Raw genomic sequence first — 18937 nt, 5'->3', positions numbered from 1 at the left:
ACAGGAATGAGCATGAGCGAATGGACCAAAGGTTTTTCGGCTATTTTCTACGCGGTAGCGCTCATCGGCGGCCCGGTTTCGCCTGTCATTGCACAGGAGTCCGTCCCGCCCGTTGCCGCGCCTGCCGGTGAAGCAAAAACTCCCAAGACAAAAATATTGGAGGCAGGCGCCAAGCTCCTGCAGGGCACACCCCCCCTGAAACCATTCGACATTTACCTGGTGGGCTTTCATCCCATGAAAGATCATCCGGAAAACCAGATGGAGGCGCATCATTATTGCCACCAGGTGAATGAGGATTTTGCCCAGTGCGTGCTATTCGATGGCAATACGAAGGACGCAAATTTGAATGGCATCGAGTATATTATTTCGGAGAAGCTCTTTGCAAAATTGCCCGAAGAGGAGAAAAAATACTGGCATCCGCATAACGGCGAAATTCTGTCGGGGCAACTTGTCGCGCCGGATATCCCCGATATTGCGGAAGAAGCATTGATGAAAGGGAAGATGAATAGCTATGGCAAAACCTGGCACGTATGGAATACAGGCTTTTATGGGGGAACAGCGGGGGGCGACTTGCTGCCTTTGGGTGAGCCGATGCTTGCCTGGTCTTTCAACCGGGATGGTGAACCCAAAGCCGGACTGGTGGAAAAAAGAGATAGGGAAATGAAAATAGACAGCACGCAAAAACGTAAGGAGCGTGCGGACCTAAGGCAATTCGCGCGACCGCAATCGGGCGTTGATGACCTGAAAGGTAAATTTGCCCGTCCTACGCAGCCCATCCCTGGCGTGACCGATCAGAAAGGTACCGGCAAGGCCGAGTAATGTTTTGCTGGCTTCCGGCCAACTGTATGGAGGCAGCAATACTTCAAGTACCGAGTATTGTATAGACATGCCGCGGCGGACCGGCTAAAAACTCAGAGCCAATGCGGTGGTAATAAACGTGTTCGTGTTATCGGCGACATGATCGCTGCCGACGAAAATATTGTCTCTGCTCTGAAGCGTCCTGGCTTCCACTCTCCATAATATATTCGGTGAAATGGAATAATCAAAATTGGTAGAGAAGCTCCATGTTTTAAAACCGTGGGGCGTGCCCGTCAAAATCCTTACACCGTGCCGATCGTCATAGTATTCCGCCTTTATTGCGATAGCGGTTTTCGCCGTCGGCGTATATCTTAAAATAACCGTTGGGTTGAACCATGTATTCATGGCGGACGAATCCTTGTGTTTCTGCTCCATGCCGGCATCAAAACCAATCAATGCGGCCACTTGGCTATTAAGCTGGAAAATCCCGTAGAAATTATGGAAGTAGCGCATTCTTCTGGCCGTATCCGGATAGTCATTCCCAATAAAGGTGCTGCTGTTCAGGGTGATTCCGGGAGAAGGTTTATATGTTATCTGCGTACCGAAAGAAGGCATGCTGTTTCCGGGAACAGGCCGTATATGCTGCCACCCGTTGAGGACCAGTGCGCTCACGAACCACGCGTTATCCTTTGACGTATAGCTGATTCTGGCGCCGGATTCATAGTAGGGAGTGTTATCCGCTCCCAGGCTTCTGGTTAATGTCCAGTTGTCTTTGCCCACCGGACTTTCAAAGCCGATATGCGAAGGAAAAACACCTACGTCAAACCACAAGCTATGCTCCCTGGAAAGTTTTATGCCGACGTTGCCTTGATAGAGATTTTGCAGTACGCCGGGTTCGGTTGAATAATTGGCTTTCATATAGCTGCCCACGGCCATTGCGAAGTTAGCCCGGACCCTGTCGGTATTATAGGATCCCTTCAAAAAAGCCAGATTTACCGCAACTTCATCATTTTTATTGTAGCTATAGATAAACGATGGCCTCGTATCGCCGAGGGGCCTATCAAAAGCAAAGCTATAATATGGTTCCGCATAACCGCTGATGGTAAACGGAGATGGGGAACGGTCAATCTTCCTGATGCTCTCCTGCGCGTAAACTCCTGTATGCGCCAGCAGGCAAGCGGCCAATATTATCCTTCCCATTTCCATGCCTGCCCGCGCAAAGCTTGGGGAACGCCTACCGGCTGATTCAAGAGGATATGCCTGGTACGTCTCACGCACGATTTTGAGCAGCTGAATATGTAAGTTTTATAATAGCAGCGCAGGAGAGGACATGCCGAACATCACAAAAATCCTTGCAGCAACCGATCTTTCCGATTATTCATTCCATGCGGCGACGCGCGCCGCGGCGTTATGCGCTGACCTGAACTGCGACGCGGTCGAGTTGCTGACAGTAAAGGAAGCAGGATTGCCGGAGGCCCTCGGGCTCGTCCTGAAAACACCACCGGCGGCGGCGGAATCCATGCTGGTAGAGCGCACTTTGCGCGAACTGCGGCTGATCTCCGGACAGTTGCAAGACAACTACGGCATTCGCTGTACCGATACCGTTAGATTTGGGCAACCGGAAGAGGAAATCATTTCCCGGGCGAATGAACTGCCTGCGGAATTAACGGTTATCGGCATGCACGGAGGTAACTTTTTTACTGATTTTTTTCTCGGTAACACTGCCGATAAACTGGCGCGTTTGAGCAAAATCCCTCTGCTTGTAGTAAAAAATCAGCTCGCGCAACCCTATCGCCAGGTACTGGTTCCGGTTGACTTCTCGGAAAATTCGCGGCGCGCAGCGCAAATGGCCCTGAAAGTGGCGCCTGAAGCGCAGATAACTTTTCTGCATGCCTTTGATATGGTGTTCGAAGAGCAAATGCGGTACGTGAACGTTGCGCGGGATGCTATCCATGAATACCATATCAAGGCTGAAGAAGACGCCCGGCGGGATCTCAATCAATTTATTGCGGAACTTCAGCCCGAAAAAAACGAAGGCGATAAACGATTGTTCTCCCGTCACGTGGTTTTCGGCCATCCCGGGCATGTCGTCCATGATCATGCCAAAGTAATGAAGCCGGACCTGATCGTTCTGGGAAAACATGGAGGTTCCCGTTTCGAGGAGTTGCTGCTGGGAAGCGTATCGCGGCAGGTCATCGGGCAGAGTTCCTGCGATGTTCTCATTGTGCCGCTGCCAAATCGGGCTGGGCAAGATTGAACTACCCGCTACCCGATATTCACCTGGCCAGCCGGATACTGGATACTTTCGCCATGTGCCTTGGCCAGGGTAAACGCGATGGTGAGCGGTCCCACGCGACCGATCAACATCAGCACGACGAGGATGCCCTGCCCGGCGGCGGATAAATCCGCAGTGATTCCTCTCGATAATCCCACCGTCGCGGCAGCTGATACCGCTTCAAACGCCAAATCGAGAAAATCTTCCTTTTCGGTTACGGCCAGCAAGAATATGCCCGTGCTGACGCAAAGCAGCGAGATAACGATTATCGCCAGCGATTTACGGATGATATCGAGTTGAATGGTGCGTCCAAACACGACAGGGCGCTCACGACCTTGCAAAAACGCCCAGGTCGCCAGCAGCGCCACGATGAAGGTGCTAAGCTTGATGCCGCCAGCCGTCGAACCGCTGCCGCCGCCGATGAACATCAGCCCGATGATGAAAAATGCGGTGGAAGGAAATAGCTCTCCTATATCCAGGGTATTGAAGCCCGCGCTACGCGGCGTAACCGCCTGGAACCAGGACGCCCACAGTTTTGCGCTCCAGTCGGGCAGCGTAGCCAGCGTCGCGGGATTGCCGTGCTCAAGTATCAAAATCACGGTCATGGCAACCAGATTGATAACCAATGTACCGACCAGCATCAGCTTGGTATGAAGCGAGAAATGCCTGAAACGCTTTTTGTCGATCATATCGGCTATGACAACGAATCCGATTCCTCCGGAAATGAACAGCAAGGAAATAACGATATTCACCAAAGGGCTGCCCGCGTAGGTCATCAGACTGTCCGGCGCCAGCCCAAAACCCGCATTGTTGAATGCCGCAAGGGTATGAAAAAGGCTATAAAACAGACCCTTGCTCCAACCCATCTCCGGCACCCACTGCAAAGCAAGGAAAGCGGTGCCAAGCAGTTCCATGATTGCAGTGAAGCCGACCGCCCACAACATCACGCGCCAAATATCGCCTTGTCCAGTGTGATTGAATGTCTCGCGCAAGGCGGCACGGTGCCGCAGCGCCAATTGGCCTCGTGTCAGATGAATGACGATGATGCCGAAAGTCATCAAGCCCAGGCCGCCGCATTGCATCAGAACCAGCAATATCCAGTGGCCGAATAATGTGAAGTGGGTGCCGGTGTCGACAACCACAAGCCCGGTGACGGTCGAAGCGGACACAGCCGTGAAAAGCGCCTGCAGCCATGAGGTTGGCTGATGGCTGGCGTCCGGTAGTTTTAGCAGCAGGGTGCCGATGAAAGACAGCCCGATATAGGAAAGGACCAAAGCTTGAGGAGGCGTCAGGCCGAGAGCCTGTGCCTTTGCCCGCTGAAGCAGCTGCGAGCCGAACAATGTTGGCATCATAAATACTTGGTGATCTTGCGCAGATTGCCCAGCGTGCCCCACAACAGGATTTTGTCGTCAAGCTTGAACACGTACTGCGGTGGAGGTGGTGTCATCACCTGATTCAGATGCTTGATCAATAAGCATTGCAACCCATTCTCGGGCAGATGCAGCGCATCGATGTTTTGTCCCGCAAGCCGCTCCGAAGCACGTACTTCAACGGTAAACTGGTCGTCTCCGAAACTGATGTAATCCATGACCTCGGGATAGACCATGCCGCGTGCGAGGCGCAGGCCCATTTCATGCTCCGGATGCACGATATGGTCACAGCCGAGTTTTTCGAGAATCTTGTGATGGTTCGGATTGAGCGCCTTTGCCCACACTTTGGGCTTGGGCATGCCCTTCACAATGAGCGTGGCGAGAATGTTGGCTTCGATATCTTCTCCGATGGCGACCACGACGCCATCGCATTCATGCACGCCGAGGTCGCGCAATACCTTCTCATCGCGGGCGTCGGCGATCACTGCCTGTGTGATTCTATCGGCGAAGCCGTTGACGAGATTGGGATCGAGGTCAATGCCGATAACATCAAAACCCAGGCGCGAAAGTTCAAGGGCTATGGTTGATCCAAAGACGCCAAGGCCGATAACGGTATAGGTGCGTTTCATTAATCAATTTCAGCCGTTTCATTCCCGGTGCTGTCTTTGGCGAGAGAACAGCGGGGGCGGAGAGAAGGGAAACAGTCGACTCGCGTCAACCGGCTCGGTAACCTGAAAGGGCGGGAGACCGTTTGCCCATTCCGTTGCCTTTGAATTCACGCATTTTATCAGAAGGAGCGGCTTTCTGCCGGATACAGGCTGTACGCCTAGGGCTGTCCCTCTCCGCCCGATGCACCATACACCTGGCCGGTTGCATAGCTCGACTCCTGTGACGCAAGCAAGACATACAGGGGACCCAACTCCGCTGGTTGACCTGGCCGGCCAAGCGGAGTTTCCTTGCCGAACCTGCTGAGATCCGCCCATCCAGTCGTTTGCATCGGGGTCCAGAATGGTCCCGGCGCTACCGCGTTCACCCGTATCCCCTGCTCGGCGACCTGCTTTGCCAGCGCTTTTGTGAAAGCAACGATGCACGCTTTCGTCTGCACGTAATCGAGAAACGCCGGGGATGGCGTGTAAGCCTCGACGGAACTCGTGTTGATAATTGCCGCGCCGGGCTTAAGGTGCGGCATCGCGGCCTTGGTGATCCAGAACATCGCATAAACGTTGCATTTGAATATCGAGTCGAACTGCTCGGTCGTAAGGTCGGTGATCGAGGGTTGCGCGGCAGCCATGGCCGCATTGTTGACAAGGATGTCCAGTCCGCCGAGATCCCGGACGGCGTTGGCGACGAGCCTGGAGCAAAAACCCTCGTCCCGGATGTCGCCGGGGATCGCCACCGCCTTACGCCCTTCCGCCCGGATCAGTTCCACGACCTCCCGAGCGTCAGGCTCCTCGACGGGGAGATAGTTGATCGCGACATCGGCGCCTTCGCGCGCAAAGGCGATGACGGCGGCACGGCCAATGCCGGAATCGCCGCCGGTCACGAGCGCCTTTCTACCCGTCAGCCGGCCCGAGCCCTTGTAGCTTGTTTCACCATGATCAGGCCGCGGCACCATCTTGCTCGCAAGGCCCGGCGGCTCCTGTTTCTGGTCGGGGAAGGGGGGTGCCGGGTATTGGGTCCTCGGGTCCTGTTTACGGGATTGGCTGGGGCCTTGCCGCGAGGCGGCGGAAGCGCTTTCTGGCTGCCCGAGGGCGGGGGAAACGAATGCCGCGGCAAGGCCGGCGGTCATGCCGCCAACAAACTGGCGACGTGAGGCAATGGCATCATTTTTTAATTTCATGTTCTTCTCCTATAAAATTGCTGAGTGACGTGTGTGGTCGAAAGACACATGCCAAACGGCAATCAGATTGGCAGTTCCCCAAAGCGGCAGCACGAACACAAGCACAAGGGGTCGAGCGAGCGGATGGCTATGCGAGCATCGCTCAAAGCGTGTATATGATTTCGCGTTTAATGTATCCCATCCGTGCGTTACGGCACATTAGAGGCAAGTGTAATAGCAAGAATGGCAAGCAAAAATGGAGCAAAAATGGGGGACAGACCACGGTTTCCTGGACATGCAGGAGACAGAAGATCGGAAAAACCGTGGTCTGTCCCTATTATTGGTATTACGGGAGAGGGTTGAGGCTCTTTAAGGAGTATTGATCTCCAGCGCCACGAACTGGGTGAGCTGCTTTCTGGAGAAATTATTGTCGGCGACCAGCACGAGCGTGCGTTTGCCATTGAAGACCGGGCCAAAGGTGATGCCTTCGATATTACCCACCGCCAGCACGGAGCCATCCGTGTTTTTGAGCTCCGACAAGTCCAGCAGCAAGGTTTTGGTCGCAGGCTGGATGCTTTCGCCCGCGATCGATTCCATGCCGGAAACGTCGGTGGCGTTTCGGGCGTCGGCATAATAAAGCCGGACGGTATAACCGGTGGCGGTATTGCCGGGCGTGGCTGCGCCCAGGGTGAAAGAGCGCTCGATGGTGATGAATTGCCGGTCGCCGATAGCAATGAAGTCGGTCAAGCCATTGGTGGCGAAGCCGATGAAAGATGCGGGAGCGAAGACAACCGGACCAACATCATAAATGTATTCGGCACTGGCTTCTCCAGTTGCGATGTCGAAGGAAAGAATACGCGCGCGGGAACCCGTGAATATGTTTGACGGTGGGCTATCCTGTATCAACCCATTTTCAGTGGCGGTGTAGAGCGTGGTCCCGTCCACTGATATCGCCAGGCTTTCAAATGCCAGATTATTGTAAATACCTTTATCGCCAGGGAATAACCCGATATTGGAACCCCTCGGATTATAGCGAATGGGTACCGCAAAATCGCGGCTATAACTTCCATCCGGATTCATTTCCCGCACGGTCGGGCTGTGGAAACCGAAAATACCGCGATGGCCCTCATTGCTCCAGTAAATCTTGTTGCGCTTGGCATCGAAGCGCATGCCTTCCGGGTCCACCGAATTTCCTTTAAACGCACTCCCATCGGGTTGCTGAATGGTCGTTACCGCATGGAACGTCACGCCAGCTATGCCCGGAGAGGCCGAGCGCTCAAATTGGGCAAGATCCAGAGATAATTCATAAAAACGCGCCGGATTGGTTTTGCTGCGGTCGTCGCTGACAGACAGGTATCGACCGGTATGGGGATTGTAATCCAGGGAGGACAAACCACCGATGGTGGTGCCTTGGAAGATCGTTTTACTGGGCACGATTTGCTGACCGATATAGCGCAGGCCGAAATCTACGGCGCAGACAGGGGCGGCAAAGCTCGCGACCAGGGCGGCGGCAAAAATTATTTTCATCAGCGGGATTTTATTGGAAATAATGGCGCGCAACCGGGAAGTTCTTTAAGCGCAGGAAATATACGCCTTAATACACGCCAATACATCCTTTGGCCCTTACTTTTCGTGCCGCGCACCAAACTTCAATCCAATAAAACCAATCCCATTTTTCCGAATGAAATTAACGGCAATGATTAACGGTAACGGGCAGGTTTACCCGCATTGCAATCCCGGTTATATTGCGGCGTAGCAGGGTAGATCTCGGCTACTGACTATTATCGTTCACGTGGGCTAGTGTAGTGAGTTAGAGATATCGTTACATAACCGATTCAAATGAATAAACCGTGAAGGAACGTTAAAAATGACTGGATTGGCGTCAGACAAGGCGCGAGAGGCGCATAGTTATTCATGTAACGACGAGCAACGCGGTATGGCGGCAATCCAGTCATTTTTAAGTAACGATATCTCTGATTCACTACACTAGAGTAAAACAAGACATGGCTCGTATCCTCCGAACAACAGGCATAACCGGAAGAACCCGGCTGCTATTATCCGTGCTCTTCCTGGCAATTGGCGCGTCCGGATGCGCCAGTTTCAAGGAAGTAACGGCGTTCGCGTCGCTTTCCGGGAATGCCGCTGGCTACCAGGCGCTTACCAGAGATTATGTTGGCGCGCTTGAGCGGCGCAAGCAATACCAGCCCCCGAAATTTCATGGCGAACTGGAAGCGCTAACGATGCGCCGAGAGGCGCAGCGCAGTAGTCTGGATGTGCTCCAGCAAACAGTGGCGGATTACATGCAGGGCCTCGGCAGTCTTGCTTCCGGCGAAATCAGGACTTTCGACCGGTCGCTTAAAGATCTCAGCGCCAGTCTCAACGAGGCGACACTGCTCGACCGGAACGAGAAACAGGCCGTCGGTGCGCTGTCGACCCTGCTCGCGCGTAGTGTCACCGCGTTATATCGGCAGCATGAAATGAAGAAATTGATTCGAGACGGGAACCAGCCCCTTCAAGAAGTGATGAAGGCCACCCGCAAGATTATAAAGAGCGGCATCATTCCTGATTTGCGGGTGGAATCCGCAATGGCCGGGCGATATTACGATAACTTCATGCTGGCGCCAGACAACCCCGTAGAGCCCGTTGCGATCGCGCTGGGAAAAGAAGCCAAGGCGGAAGCGCTGGGCCGCATCGAGAGCCGTATCCAAGGGGCGCAGCGCTACGATGCCGTGCTGGAAAAAATCGCGGCGGGACACCAGTACCTGTATGACAATCGCGATATGCTGGGCAATGATGAACTGGGCCGGCAATTCAAGCAGCATATCAGCGAACTTCGTGCCGCATACAGGAACCTGCTTGATGTGGCGCGATGAAATGAGGGAAGAACATGGAAAAGCTGACGGCGGATGATGCTTTTGAGTTAGGTAACCAGTTCCGCGATGCGGCAATCGCGCTCCGGGATTGGCGCATCGACAACAGGGGCAGCCTGAGCCGATCCCAGTGGGATGAACTCGATGAGCGGGAGATCACGCTTCTCAATACCGCCTCCAGCCTGTACACCGGGGCGATAGGGTTGATCCTGAGGGATAGCCAGGCCTCGCTCGCACGCTTACAAAGCAGTGTCGAGAATGCAAAATCGACGATAAAGCATATTGCAAAATTCAAGCAGGCGCTCGATCTCGCCTCCGCACTGGTTCTCTTCGCCGGCGCGGTGACTTCGGGCAACGCGGCGGGCATACCCGCCGCCATCGTTGCACTGGAAGATGCTGCTTCAGCTATTGTCAATTCCGCTGGTTCAGAATCATCATAATTTGAAATTGGGGGTTTGATCTTCTCGCAATGAGGTGCCGGTTTTTGCCGCGCGCGGGAGATGCCGGCCCCATGAATTTCAGTGAAACGCCGCAAATTGCTTATCCGCTCATTCCGAAAATATTCTTTCCATTACCGCGCTATTGCGCCCATCCGCCGGATCAAAATTTTTTGCCACATGGTCGGCGCACTGCTATAAAGAAGCTATCGATTACATCATGAGGTCTGAATGCATATCACGGACGAGGTGGAAAACCAGCTGCTCAGACTTCAGGATATATCCGATTTCCAGGAAAATGGCAGCCTCGAAGACAATCTTTTACAACTGACGGAAAAGACGGCCGAAATTCTCGGCGCCCAAAATTGCTCCATCATGCTTTTGAATGATGGCGAACCTGAAAATCCCCGCATGAGAGTTTTTGCCGGCCACGGCGAGTTGCCGTCAGCCGCCTACAAGGAATCCGTACGCAAGGGGGAGGGTATCGCGGGACATGTAATTGCTACCGGAAAATCGTTATTCATTGAGGATATCAATAAATCCGAGTTCGCCAACCGGGCGCGGCGTGCCAGCAATCCCCATAAAAGCCTGCTTTGCTCGCCCATTAGAATTAACACCCGCATAGCAGGCGTGGTCAATGTCACTGGCTGCAATAAGGGAGAATCCTTTACGCAGAGAGATTTGAATCTGCTTGACGTGGTTGTCCTGTTTATCGGTAAATCAATTCAGGCAATACAACTTCAGAACGTTCTGAATTCCCGTTTTGCTCAAATGGCGCTAATACAGGAAGGCGAGAAAAATATAGGCAATTCGATGGAAAGCGTTGTGCATAACCCGGATCAAATAGCAAAGATCATGGCGAAATCCTTCTATAAGGAATTAACCCGCGCAGGCTTCGGCTCAGGTCAGATCATCAATGTTGCGTCGGATATCATCGCCCAGCTAAACAACAACTTGCAGCGGCATAGTAAGCGCGTGGCACGGGGGGAAAGAAAGAATTCCCCGGATAAGCTACCAGGCTAGCAGCTAGGAAATCTCCACAAACCTTGCCTCTGACGGCACGCCTTGGTTATCGACCACGAAGAGCATGTAGAAACCCGGTGGCGCAATGTTTCCATTGGCCGGGGCCGTGGTTTCAACGGCGGTGGCCGTGCGTGAATCGATCGGCAATTTGATATAACGCTGTCCGGCATCGGTGTGATGAGTCACTGAAATCGGCGCGATCAAGACAATTGCGTTGATATCGGCGGCCTGTGGCGTATCGATCGTAAAGCTGTTCGCATAGGCGACGGCGGAAGGGGCATTCGATATCGCCGGGCGCGCTCCCAGACTCAGGTAACCAGGCGAGTACAATTCCACCGAATGCTGATCCGCATCCGCGGTGCCTGGTGCGACGCCACCCGCCGCCAGGATTCTTCCGTCTGGCAGCAGAATGCATACGGAATGGTACTGGCGCGGGAAATTGAGCGGTGCGCCAGGTGTCCAGGTATCCGTGGCGGGATCGTAGGTCTCCGTTTCCAGCACGGGTGTGGGCGACCATTTCTGGCCGTTGCTGTGACCGCCTACGATGAGTATTTTACCGGTAGGCAGCACGACCGCATTCACGTTTGTCCGGCCGAAGTTCATATCCGCGATGCGCGCCCAGGCCGATCCCGCGATGCCACCGCTGAATTCGATTACTTCTCCCGTAGCATTATTGCGTGCGGTGGGAGGGCCGGACACGCCGCCGCCGAAGACATAGAGGCGCGTGTGTTCGGGACTCACTGTGGTGTCGATCATGAGAAGGCTCATGCCTTCCTGGCGATCGTAAAACTGTTGCTGCCCATAATCGGTCCAGCTCCCGCTGGCGGCGCCGGTCATGGTCAGATAAGCGGTCTGTGTTCCGGTCGCGCCGGCCCAGCCGGCGCGGGTGTAGAAAATTTCCCCCGAGGGGAGGAGATGCATGCCGGGATACAGCTCATCGAATGAACGGTTAGCGCCGGATACCGGCGTCCATGTGCCGCCGTCGAATACCTCCACTTCCGCCGCGATGGGATGTCCGCCGGAAAACGCGAGTATGCGCCCGTCATTCAGGCTCAGTGCTGTCGGATACCAGCGGGCATGCGCCATGCTGGCGGCGGGCGCAAAGGTGCCGCTATCCGGGTTTACCGGATCAGGCGTGAAGATGAAGCAGCGATTATTGGTGTGCCCCGCGCCATTTGTATCGCCGCCAACCACGAGCAGGCGGCCGTCAGCCATGAATATGTGCCCACTGCAGAAAAAGTCTTCCGGCAAAGGAATGACCCCCGGCATGATCTGCTTGGTTGCGGGATCCCAGATTCGGGCTTCGAGCGGATAATTCCTTTCCGCCGCGCCGGAAAAGAGCAATACATGCCCCGTGTTCAATAGTGCGCCATGAACCACGAAAATCGGAGATGGTTCCAGTAATTCCCAACTGTCCTCGCCATCTCCACCGCAAGGATGGTGCTCAACTTCAGGGCACTGGTGCGCGTGCACCGTTGGCAACTGGTAACAAATCTTTTCAAGTTCCTCGTCGCTCAGCTCGACTTCCTGGGTAGCGCGAAGCACCGCGGCCATGCCTTCCATCATGTGCATCTCCACATGGCAGTGAATCAGGAAGTCGCCTTGCAACTGGTATTTCCTGCATTTTTTCTTCGACCGGCCAGGGTAGGGATCGGACTCGTCTTTTGAATGCTCATGTTTACTCTCCGGCTTCGGTGACCCGACGGATGTACCAGGCATGGAGGCATGGAGAGTGTGCGCGTGCGCAACAGAGCCGGACGCACGCGTTTCAGGTTCCTCGCGAGGCCGCCCGTGCGAACCGTGCTCATCCTCATTCTCGTCCCCCTGCATCGGATCATGACCTTCATGCCCATCGCGAGGTTCGCAACCGCACTCAAGCGGCAAGGGTTGCAGAATAACGGGCGGCACGACGGTATCGGCGACAAACGATTCGGCCGGCCCGAGGGAGCGCGTGTCGACCCACTCATTGCCCCACCGCCAGCGTTGCCCATGCAGGTGAAAGTTATGCCATACCATGCTCAAGTCCAGGTTGAAAACGTACCAGCGCACCCGAGTGCCGGACTCGGCCACGATAGTTGGCGTGTTGCCCACGAAGGTGCGCCCATTGATGGCGAATGACTCCAGCCCGGCACCGCTGCGCTCGGTCACGGTATGCGGCTGGTTGCCGGCGTGGTTCCAGGTAACCACCGCGCCGACGCCTACCGTGATATCGTCGAGCTCGAAGCGAGCGGGGGTATCCAGGATATTGATGGTCGCGGTGAGAGGCCCCGCCGCCGTCACGCGCACGCGTCCCTGCATGGGATGAAAACGGCAGTAGTATTCGAAGGTGCCTTCCTCGTTGAAGGTAAAATCAAACAGGTCGCCCGCATTGAGCGAGCCGCTGTCAAAAAGCGCGGCGCCGACCTTTGCCGTAAGACGATGGAAGAAGATGGGTATCTCAAGGCCCGGCTTGTCGCAGTGCGGATCGCGAACCACGATGCCGCCGAAGAGTCCGCGTTTCACGACTTCTTCGATATGCATATGGTGATCGTGGAAAGGCCATGCACCGACGGTGTCCTCCCTGACGTCGAAGACGTAGCACCACTGGTCCCCCGGACAAATCGCATCGCTGCGATTCGGCCCATCATATTCCTGCACGCCAAAAGGCCATGACCCGTCCGAGTCGATACCGTAGTGCAGGCCGTGCACATGGAAGCTGTGCGGTTCATTGTCACCGTTCAATACGTGAATATAAAGCCGCTCGTCCGGTTGGGTGTAAATAACCGTTCCCGGAATTCGCCGCTCCACCCGGGGCTCGTTGATGTCCGCGGCAATGAGGGGAGTGTTGTTCAGGACAGTGTAGGCGGCGTCCAGGTACTCGCGATAGACCAAGGCATCCAGCGAACGCCGGTCGACTTCCGATTGCGGAATGGTCGCGTCCGCATGATCCATGTTTCTCATGCAGTCAAGACGGTGTTTATGATGTTCGGCATCGTCGGGGGCCACAGGGCTGTAATTTGGCACCGCCTCAATTTTCAGGTAGATATGTCTCACTTGCATGATGCCGTCCTCCTCTTCGCTTAAAGACATGCAAACACAGTCGCTTTAAGATATGGATAGCAAAAATTCGCGCGAATGCAAGAAGCGATAAATTTCGTCATTCCGGGCTTGACCCCGAATCCAGTCCGGCGGTATCGATCCGTACGCAAAACATGCGGCTGGGCAGCGAACGCGGAGCTGAAACCGCCTTTCACTGGCAGACGTTCGCGCCATTTCGCTCACCCGAATCAAAATAGCAGCGTGAAAAATAGAATGACTTGTCTTTTCCGTTTCATGGACTATAAATAATAAGAATGTGGGAACTATTGCGCGCGTGACGTACGCAAACCCATCGCGAAATCCCGGAGGATCAGCCATGAAGAAAATTCTGGAAGTTACCGAAGTCGAGCTTGCGGTTCTGGAGAGTTTCCCGCCCCAACTGAGAATCGACGCGTCGGGCACAGTGCCTACCGGAGGCTGGTCCAATCCGCGGCTGGTGCCTTACATCTATATTCAGCCGCCCCCGGACGGAATTTTTGATTTCGATTTCGTTGCCGATCCCCCCGAAGGCATTGCAACCCAGGTCATTTCTCCCATTGATGCGATTTATGTATGGAAAGATTTTCCGGAAAAATTCAGGGGAGTGCGCATACATGCTTCCCAGAATGCAAAAACAGCGCTGCTGGAAGCAGGTGAACCCGAGCCTGAGCTGCCGGACAGGCAACCAAATCGCTTCACCTTGAGCGGCTGCGACGACTCCACGCATATCGTATTTTTTCCGCAGGTTTTCATGCCGCTGGGAGCAAGCGAAACCCCGCCGGATTCCCAGCTTGAATACGACGGCGCTGAAGGCCATCTGGTCTTCCGGGGAAATGATATCAGCCAGGAACAATCCATCCTGGGATTGATTGTCTCGGTGATTCTGCAACCCAATGCCGACGCGGGCGGATTGGATTTTGCGCTGATTCTGCCGCCGGTGAATCTGGGAGATGAGGCCCAGCAGGAATTCGAAACCATAGGGGTCAAGATACGAAGCAGGGGGCGCGTGGTCGATCCCGCCGGTGCGGAACTCACTTATGAAGTATTGAAGCTGAAAGGCGTTGCTGAAGATATTCCTATTCTTTGAGCTGACTTGCAAGAAGGAGTCGGAGGAGGAGGCCGGATCAGCGCAACGATTACCCGGCGGCTTCGCGACGAAAGGCTACGGTAGCAATGGAGAAATACAAGGATGATCATTTCTTCTTTCTGAATTTTTGTGGAGGAACTATTTATGGAAGACAAGAATGCTCCCGGTGCCGGGGGCAAAAAACCAGACGAGCCAATCAGGACGCCGGACACCTCCGTGCTTGAGCGTTATTCGCCAACCGGGGGCGCTCAATCCCATCCCGATTGGGTCAAGAAAAAATTTCCCACGTATATCGCTTCCCATGGCGGAGCTCACGGCGGTGGGCATGAGGCGACAAGCGTGCGGCAGCTCACGCACAAGGGGCATGATATCAAAATCATCACTACCTACCGCATCGAGGTCGATGGAAAACCGGCCGGCATGCATCTTTCGGTAGACCAGGACGGGCAGGTCTACACGCACGCCACACCGTTCGTGACATACGCTTCGGCGGTCGACCTGATGAAACAAGTGATGGATGCTTATCCGGATGCTTTCTCCGATTCCGCTCCGCATGCCGCTCACGATGCTCACGACAACGGCGATAATCATGACCACGAAGGAGGCCGCTCATGATTCGCCGCAATTTTCTCACTGACGCCGCCGCTGCCCGGATGTATATCGAGGGAGTGAAAAGGCTTAAAGATCCGGCGCAGTTCCCGTGGCCCGGGCGGGACGATTTGTCGATGTACGACATGTTCGTCTTCTGGCATCACCAGTCGATGATGATGATGACTCCGCCCGATCAGAATGATCGCAATGCGGCGCATTCCGGTCCGGCATTTTTGCCCTGGCACCGGTATTTCCTGATAACCCTGGAAGGATTCCTGCGGCAGGCGGTCAATAATACGAATTTCAGAATTCCATACTGGGACTGGGCAGCCGATGCGGAGTTGGATGAACCTGCCACATCCCCGATCTGGAGCAACCAGAACCTTGGCCAGTTTGCCCGTGCGGATTGGCGCGTACGCCTGGAAATGAGCTTGAGGACAGGTGACCTGCAAATCGTCGACCGGTCACTGGACCGCGCTCTCGGGGGCGGAAGGCTGCCGACCCGAAATGAGGTACGTGCAGTCATCCGCGACCAGACCGCGTACGACGCGCCGCCGTTCAATTCGTTTTCGTCGAGCGGCGTCAGGAATTATGTGGAGGGATGGGTCGGGAGCGAAGCCATTCACAACAGCGTGCATATCTGGATAGGCGGAGATATGTCTTTATCATCATCCCCGAACGACCCGGTCTTCTTCCTGCATCACTGTAACGTGGATCGCATCTGGGCGGCATGGCAGGAAAGAAATGCGGGCTCTGCCTACGTACCCGATATGAGCGCGCCGGATACGCTCCAGTTTCACCGGATCGACGACCCGCTATATAGCGTCTTCGAGGATACTGTTACACCGGGTGATATGGTCGATTACAAGCGGTATTACGAATACGACACCATATCCGACCTCGCGGACTTGCAGACTTGATGGGTGCAAGGTTTTATGACACTCCGGCTCGAACGAACCCAAGTACTGACAACCTTTACCGCTAGATCAAAAGACGGATGTCATTTTATAGGAGATGAAACGCTGCCGGAGTGCCTGCTTTATCTGCATAAAAAGGGGGTCCCGCCAACGAGGACCAGGACGCTTACGCCGGCTCATCGATCTACTCAGCCGGGGATAGCACACACAACCTCGCAGATGCTGACAGGCTACCGGGTTGCGTTACAACACCGCCCCGGCCAAGGGGCGATTCGACGGATCACATACTATTTTTTATCGCGGATACGATCAGCCTTGTCTTCCAACTTGTCGGCGCGGGATTCAGAGGTGTCGCGCACAGCCTCGGCGGCGCGGTCGGTGGAGGGGGCATCCATTCCGGGATCTTGCCTTTCAATCCGGTCGGCCGCCCTCTCTCCGCTTTCGCGCACGTTTTCCGCTTTCTTTTCCGTCATATCAGCCTTGTTTTCCAGTACATTTTCCCGGCGCTCTTCCTGCTTCGATTCGCAAGCAGTCAGCGCAAATGCCAATGTTACCGCGGTGAGGACAGGTTTCAAGTAACGCATAATAAGTCTCCTCCAGTCGTTGTTGAAAGTGGTGAGAAGGGCGCTTAAGTTCCACTCCCCCCGGCGAGTCTTGTTTTCACCAAGTGAGTACGTAGCATAAACGCCGCGATGGCCAATTTCTGTACGTTGCCGCACCGAGTCGCACAAAAAGCCGAGCCTGTTATTCATTTATTGCGGCGCCGCGCCATGAAGCCGACAAGGCCGAGACCGGCAAGCAACAGGGCATAGGACTCAGGTTCGGGAACAGCGGAAATGTACGAAGCGCCGACTGAAGGGCGTGAATCTGCTATAAAAAAGTGAGGTTAAGGTGCTGCGCGGCTGGTCTTTCGGAAAACTTCTGGAAAATAAATGGAAGAATCAGCTTTGGGTCACTTGTTCGTTTCCTGCAAGCATTATTTATCCATCAGCAAAATACGATGAATTTCATCATTTTCGTCATTCCGGGCTTTGACCCGGCATCCTATCTTGAACGAATCAGTCTTGACCAACATGAGTAGCGTGCATTGCTCACCTCCGAGTAGGGTAGTGGCTTCGGCTGGGAGCTCGATATCGGCATTCGCCGGTTTGGTTATAACACCGCCTGCTGGAACGTTGGGCCGGCTGCCGCTCTCCTGGCTATTTATCTCTTGGCTATTTAAAGGAGGGAAATTCCGATGCGTTGCCTGATCGTAACGATGGTGATGTTCACGCTATTTGCTTATTTCCCCCAAACCGCCGCGCAGGAGGCGCCCAGCGAAATTTCATCTGCCTCCCAGCCCCATGATCCCGCAGTAACGAATGAGATCCAGGATATTCAAAAAGGCCGGCTTTTTATCGTGGGTAAAAATGAAGGAAAAAACAAGGAAGACTTTCTTTTTAAAATGGGCGAAAGGGTGCACATCAAGGCTACCGGCCAGGTTGCCAGGAAGCTGAAATCGGAACTTGAGCAGACCGGCGCGACCCGAACACCCATTCTGCTGTTTGATGGGATAAGGATGGCCAACCTGCCGTCGGCCATATCCCAGCTCGATGACGGAAATACCTTGCGCTTCAGCTTTTATCTCGACCGCAATTCAGCGCTCAAAGATTCGCGCGAAGCATGGGATATGCTCTTCAAAAGCAAGAATGAGTACGTCATGCCAATCGAAGTGACCCTTGCGGTGAGCAATGAGTTGCCTTTGGTAGTGCAATCTGCCCATCCGTTCTGTTTTTATGTCGCGCCAACGTCGGAAATATTGTCCATTATCGCTGGCGCCTTGTTGATTCTATTTGTCTCCTACTATCTGATAGCCAATAAAACGAACATGTTGAGGGACCAGGATACTGGCTATTACAGCCTGGGAAAAAGCCAGATGGCATTCTGGGGATTGCTGGTGGTGCTGGCATTTGTCGGCGTCTGGATACTGACCGGCACGATGGAATACATTCCCCAACAGGCGCTTATCCTGCTGGGCATCAGCGGCGCCACCGGACTGAGCGCCATATTGATTGGCAACAGCAAAAAATCCGGGACCCAGGACGGCACCGTCAAGGAAATCACGGCGCTTCGCCAGGAAGAACAGAATCTCAAGGAGCAAAAGGAAAAAAATCCCGCGGCCATTGCCCAAGATAACGAGAGTCAATTAACCGCTATCTCGCAAAAGATTGCCGAATTGTCCTTACAGCAGGGAAATCCGCCTCAACCAGTACAATCAAGGGGATTCTGGCGGGATATATGCGACGACGGCAACGGCATAAGTTTCCATCGACTCCAAGTCGTCATATGGACGCTTGTCCTGGGAACGGTGTTCATCGGCTATGTCGCGGACGGCATGTCGATCCCGGAGTTTCCCGAAACTTTGCTCATTTTAATGGGGATCAGCAACCTGACTTACTTGGGATTCAAAATTCCCGAGAAATTGTAGGCAGGTTTTACCGGGCAGTATGACGATGGATAGATTGATCCCCTTTCATGAGGTAACAGCCCTGGCGCCTTTATCCTATCCTCCATCTACCGGGGCCGCTCCATCAACAAGCAATCTTCGCCTTAAAAACCCTTTTTGGGCCAATGGAAAGAAGCCGGGCGATGCTACGTTCGGTAGCGCACCGAACGACTCAGGGAGGAGTATTTATTATCGGTGCAACATGACA

General features: G+C 54.3%; 16 protein-coding genes and 1 pseudogene. 9 read left to right on the top strand and 8 right to left on the bottom strand.

Annotated features, from left to right (window positions below; translation table 11 throughout):
- Positions 1-12 precede the first annotated feature (12 nt).
- Complete coding sequence (locus BLP45_RS04035) at positions 13-819, top strand: OBAP family protein (protein WP_090369979.1); 807 nt, start codon at positions 13-15, stop codon at positions 817-819.
- An 84-nt stretch (positions 820-903) separates the two neighbouring features.
- Here the strand turns inward: BLP45_RS04035 and BLP45_RS04030 are convergent, their stop codons facing one another.
- Positions 904-1998: a porin gene (locus BLP45_RS04030; RefSeq protein WP_090369977.1), complete on the bottom strand. Its 1095-nt coding sequence runs from the start codon at positions 1996-1998 to the stop codon at positions 904-906.
- 130 nt (positions 1999-2128) lie between these two features.
- Here BLP45_RS04030 and BLP45_RS04025 point away from each other — a divergent pair, with 130 nt between their 5' ends.
- Positions 2129-3055 (top strand): universal stress protein, encoded by a 927-nt coding sequence (locus BLP45_RS04025; RefSeq protein ID WP_090369975.1) that lies wholly within the window; start codon positions 2129-2131, stop codon positions 3053-3055.
- Positions 3056-3063: 8 nt separating this feature from the next.
- Here the strand turns inward: BLP45_RS04025 and BLP45_RS04020 are convergent, their stop codons facing one another.
- From BLP45_RS04020 to BLP45_RS04005, 4 genes are all read right to left on the bottom strand, one after another.
- Complete coding sequence (locus BLP45_RS04020) at positions 3064-4425, bottom strand: TrkH family potassium uptake protein (RefSeq protein WP_256327666.1); 1362 nt, start codon at positions 4423-4425, stop codon at positions 3064-3066.
- Positions 4422-5072 carry a potassium channel family protein gene (locus tag BLP45_RS04015; RefSeq protein WP_090369973.1) on the bottom strand — a complete coding sequence of 217 codons (651 nt, stop codon included), beginning with the start codon at positions 5070-5072 and terminating at the stop codon, positions 4422-4424. The genes BLP45_RS04020 and BLP45_RS04015 overlap by 4 nt, the downstream gene beginning before the upstream one ends.
- 197 nt (positions 5073-5269) lie before the next feature.
- Entirely contained in the window at positions 5270-6283 is a 1014-nt protein-coding gene (locus BLP45_RS04010; RefSeq protein WP_090369971.1) for an SDR family oxidoreductase, read from the bottom strand.
- Between the two features lie 348 nt (positions 6284-6631).
- The gene (locus BLP45_RS04005) at positions 6632-7789 is read right to left on the bottom strand and encodes an esterase-like activity of phytase family protein (protein WP_090370076.1); all 1158 of its coding nucleotides are present in this window, start codon (positions 7787-7789) and stop codon (positions 6632-6634) included.
- A gap of 476 nt (positions 7790-8265) precedes the next feature.
- Between BLP45_RS04005 and BLP45_RS04000 the strand changes: the two genes are divergently transcribed.
- The 3 genes from BLP45_RS04000 (at position 8266) to BLP45_RS03990 (ending at position 10592) form a co-directional block, all read left to right on the top strand.
- A complete protein-coding gene (locus BLP45_RS04000) occupies positions 8266-9135 on the top strand; it encodes a hypothetical protein (RefSeq protein WP_143002390.1) in 870 nt (289 codons plus the stop codon).
- A 14-nt stretch (positions 9136-9149) separates the two neighbouring features.
- Complete coding sequence (locus tag BLP45_RS03995) at positions 9150-9572, top strand: hypothetical protein (RefSeq protein WP_090369968.1); 423 nt, start codon at positions 9150-9152, stop codon at positions 9570-9572.
- A gap of 228 nt (positions 9573-9800) precedes the next feature.
- On the top strand, positions 9801-10592 hold the full coding sequence (locus BLP45_RS03990; RefSeq protein ID WP_090369966.1) for a GAF domain-containing protein: 792 nt from the start codon (positions 9801-9803) through the stop codon (positions 10590-10592).
- 3 nt (positions 10593-10595) lie between these two features.
- Here BLP45_RS03990 and BLP45_RS03985 read toward each other — a convergent pair whose 3' ends face one another.
- Positions 10596-13661, bottom strand: coding sequence for a galactose oxidase-like domain-containing protein (locus BLP45_RS03985; RefSeq protein ID WP_090369964.1), 3066 nt, complete (start codon positions 13659-13661; stop codon positions 10596-10598).
- A 325-nt stretch (positions 13662-13986) separates the two neighbouring features.
- On the opposite strand from BLP45_RS03985, the gene BLP45_RS03975 reads away from it, so the two are divergent.
- The 3 genes from BLP45_RS03975 to BLP45_RS03965 all read left to right on the top strand — a co-directional run bounded on the left by BLP45_RS03975 (position 13987) and on the right by BLP45_RS03965 (position 16247).
- Positions 13987-14736, top strand: a complete 750-nt coding sequence (locus BLP45_RS03975) for a hypothetical protein (RefSeq protein WP_090369961.1) — start codon at positions 13987-13989, stop codon at positions 14734-14736.
- A 144-nt stretch (positions 14737-14880) separates the two neighbouring features.
- Positions 14881-15351 carry a hypothetical protein gene (locus BLP45_RS03970; protein WP_090369958.1) on the top strand — a complete coding sequence of 157 codons (471 nt, stop codon included), beginning with the start codon at positions 14881-14883 and terminating at the stop codon, positions 15349-15351.
- Positions 15348-16247: a tyrosinase family protein gene (locus tag BLP45_RS03965; protein WP_090369956.1), complete on the top strand. Its 900-nt coding sequence runs from the start codon at positions 15348-15350 to the stop codon at positions 16245-16247. The genes BLP45_RS03970 and BLP45_RS03965 overlap by 4 nt, the downstream gene beginning before the upstream one ends.
- Positions 16248-16531: 284 nt before the next feature.
- Here BLP45_RS03965 and BLP45_RS03960 read toward each other — a convergent pair whose 3' ends face one another.
- Both BLP45_RS03960 and BLP45_RS03955 read right to left on the bottom strand, forming a co-directional pair.
- The gene (locus BLP45_RS03960; RefSeq protein ID WP_090369954.1) at positions 16532-16828 is read right to left on the bottom strand and encodes a hypothetical protein; all 297 of its coding nucleotides are present in this window, start codon (positions 16826-16828) and stop codon (positions 16532-16534) included.
- Between the two features lie 164 nt (positions 16829-16992).
- A pseudogene (locus tag BLP45_RS03955) lies at positions 16993-17082 on the bottom strand (PEP-CTERM sorting domain-containing protein); the annotation flags it as partial.
- A 399-nt stretch (positions 17083-17481) separates the two neighbouring features.
- Between BLP45_RS03955 and BLP45_RS03950 the strand changes: the two are divergent.
- Positions 17482-18711 carry a hypothetical protein gene (locus BLP45_RS03950; protein WP_090369952.1) on the top strand — a complete coding sequence of 410 codons (1230 nt, stop codon included), beginning with the start codon at positions 17482-17484 and terminating at the stop codon, positions 18709-18711.
- The last annotated feature ends 226 nt before the right edge of the window (positions 18712-18937 follow it).

This window comes from Nitrosospira sp. Nl5, from assembly GCF_900102495.1.
Taxonomy (GTDB): Bacteria; Pseudomonadota; Gammaproteobacteria; order Burkholderiales; family Nitrosomonadaceae; genus Nitrosospira.
This window is presented reverse-complemented; position numbering and strand designations above follow the sequence as displayed.

Coding starts and splice junctions, on each gene's coding strand:
- BLP45_RS04000 (WP_143002390.1), top strand. CDS start 8,266: ATGGCTCGTATCCTCCGAACAACAGGCATAACCGGAAGAACCCGGCTG.
- BLP45_RS03985 (WP_090369964.1), bottom strand. CDS start 13,661: ATGTCTTTAAGCGAAGAGGAGGACGGCATCATGCAAGTGAGACATATC.
- BLP45_RS03960 (WP_090369954.1), bottom strand. CDS start 16,828: ATGCGTTACTTGAAACCTGTCCTCACCGCGGTAACATTGGCATTTGCG.
- BLP45_RS04015 (WP_090369973.1), bottom strand. CDS start 5,072: ATGAAACGCACCTATACCGTTATCGGCCTTGGCGTCTTTGGATCAACC.
- BLP45_RS03995 (WP_090369968.1), top strand. CDS start 9,150: ATGGAAAAGCTGACGGCGGATGATGCTTTTGAGTTAGGTAACCAGTTC.
- BLP45_RS03970 (WP_090369958.1), top strand. CDS start 14,881: ATGGAAGACAAGAATGCTCCCGGTGCCGGGGGCAAAAAACCAGACGAG.
- BLP45_RS04025 (WP_090369975.1), top strand. CDS start 2,129: ATGCCGAACATCACAAAAATCCTTGCAGCAACCGATCTTTCCGATTAT.
- BLP45_RS03950 (WP_090369952.1), top strand. CDS start 17,482: ATGCGTTGCCTGATCGTAACGATGGTGATGTTCACGCTATTTGCTTAT.
- BLP45_RS04020 (WP_256327666.1), bottom strand. CDS start 4,425: ATGATGCCAACATTGTTCGGCTCGCAGCTGCTTCAGCGGGCAAAGGCA.
- BLP45_RS03965 (WP_090369956.1), top strand. CDS start 15,348: ATGATTCGCCGCAATTTTCTCACTGACGCCGCCGCTGCCCGGATGTAT.
- BLP45_RS04010 (WP_090369971.1), bottom strand. CDS start 6,283: ATGAAATTAAAAAATGATGCCATTGCCTCACGTCGCCAGTTTGTTGGC.
- BLP45_RS03975 (WP_090369961.1), top strand. CDS start 13,987: ATGAAGAAAATTCTGGAAGTTACCGAAGTCGAGCTTGCGGTTCTGGAG.
- BLP45_RS04030 (WP_090369977.1), bottom strand. CDS start 1,998: ATGGGAAGGATAATATTGGCCGCTTGCCTGCTGGCGCATACAGGAGTT.
- BLP45_RS04005 (WP_090370076.1), bottom strand. CDS start 7,789: ATGAAAATAATTTTTGCCGCCGCCCTGGTCGCGAGCTTTGCCGCCCCT.
- BLP45_RS04035 (WP_090369979.1), top strand. CDS start 13: ATGAGCGAATGGACCAAAGGTTTTTCGGCTATTTTCTACGCGGTAGCG.
- BLP45_RS03990 (WP_090369966.1), top strand. CDS start 9,801: ATGCATATCACGGACGAGGTGGAAAACCAGCTGCTCAGACTTCAGGAT.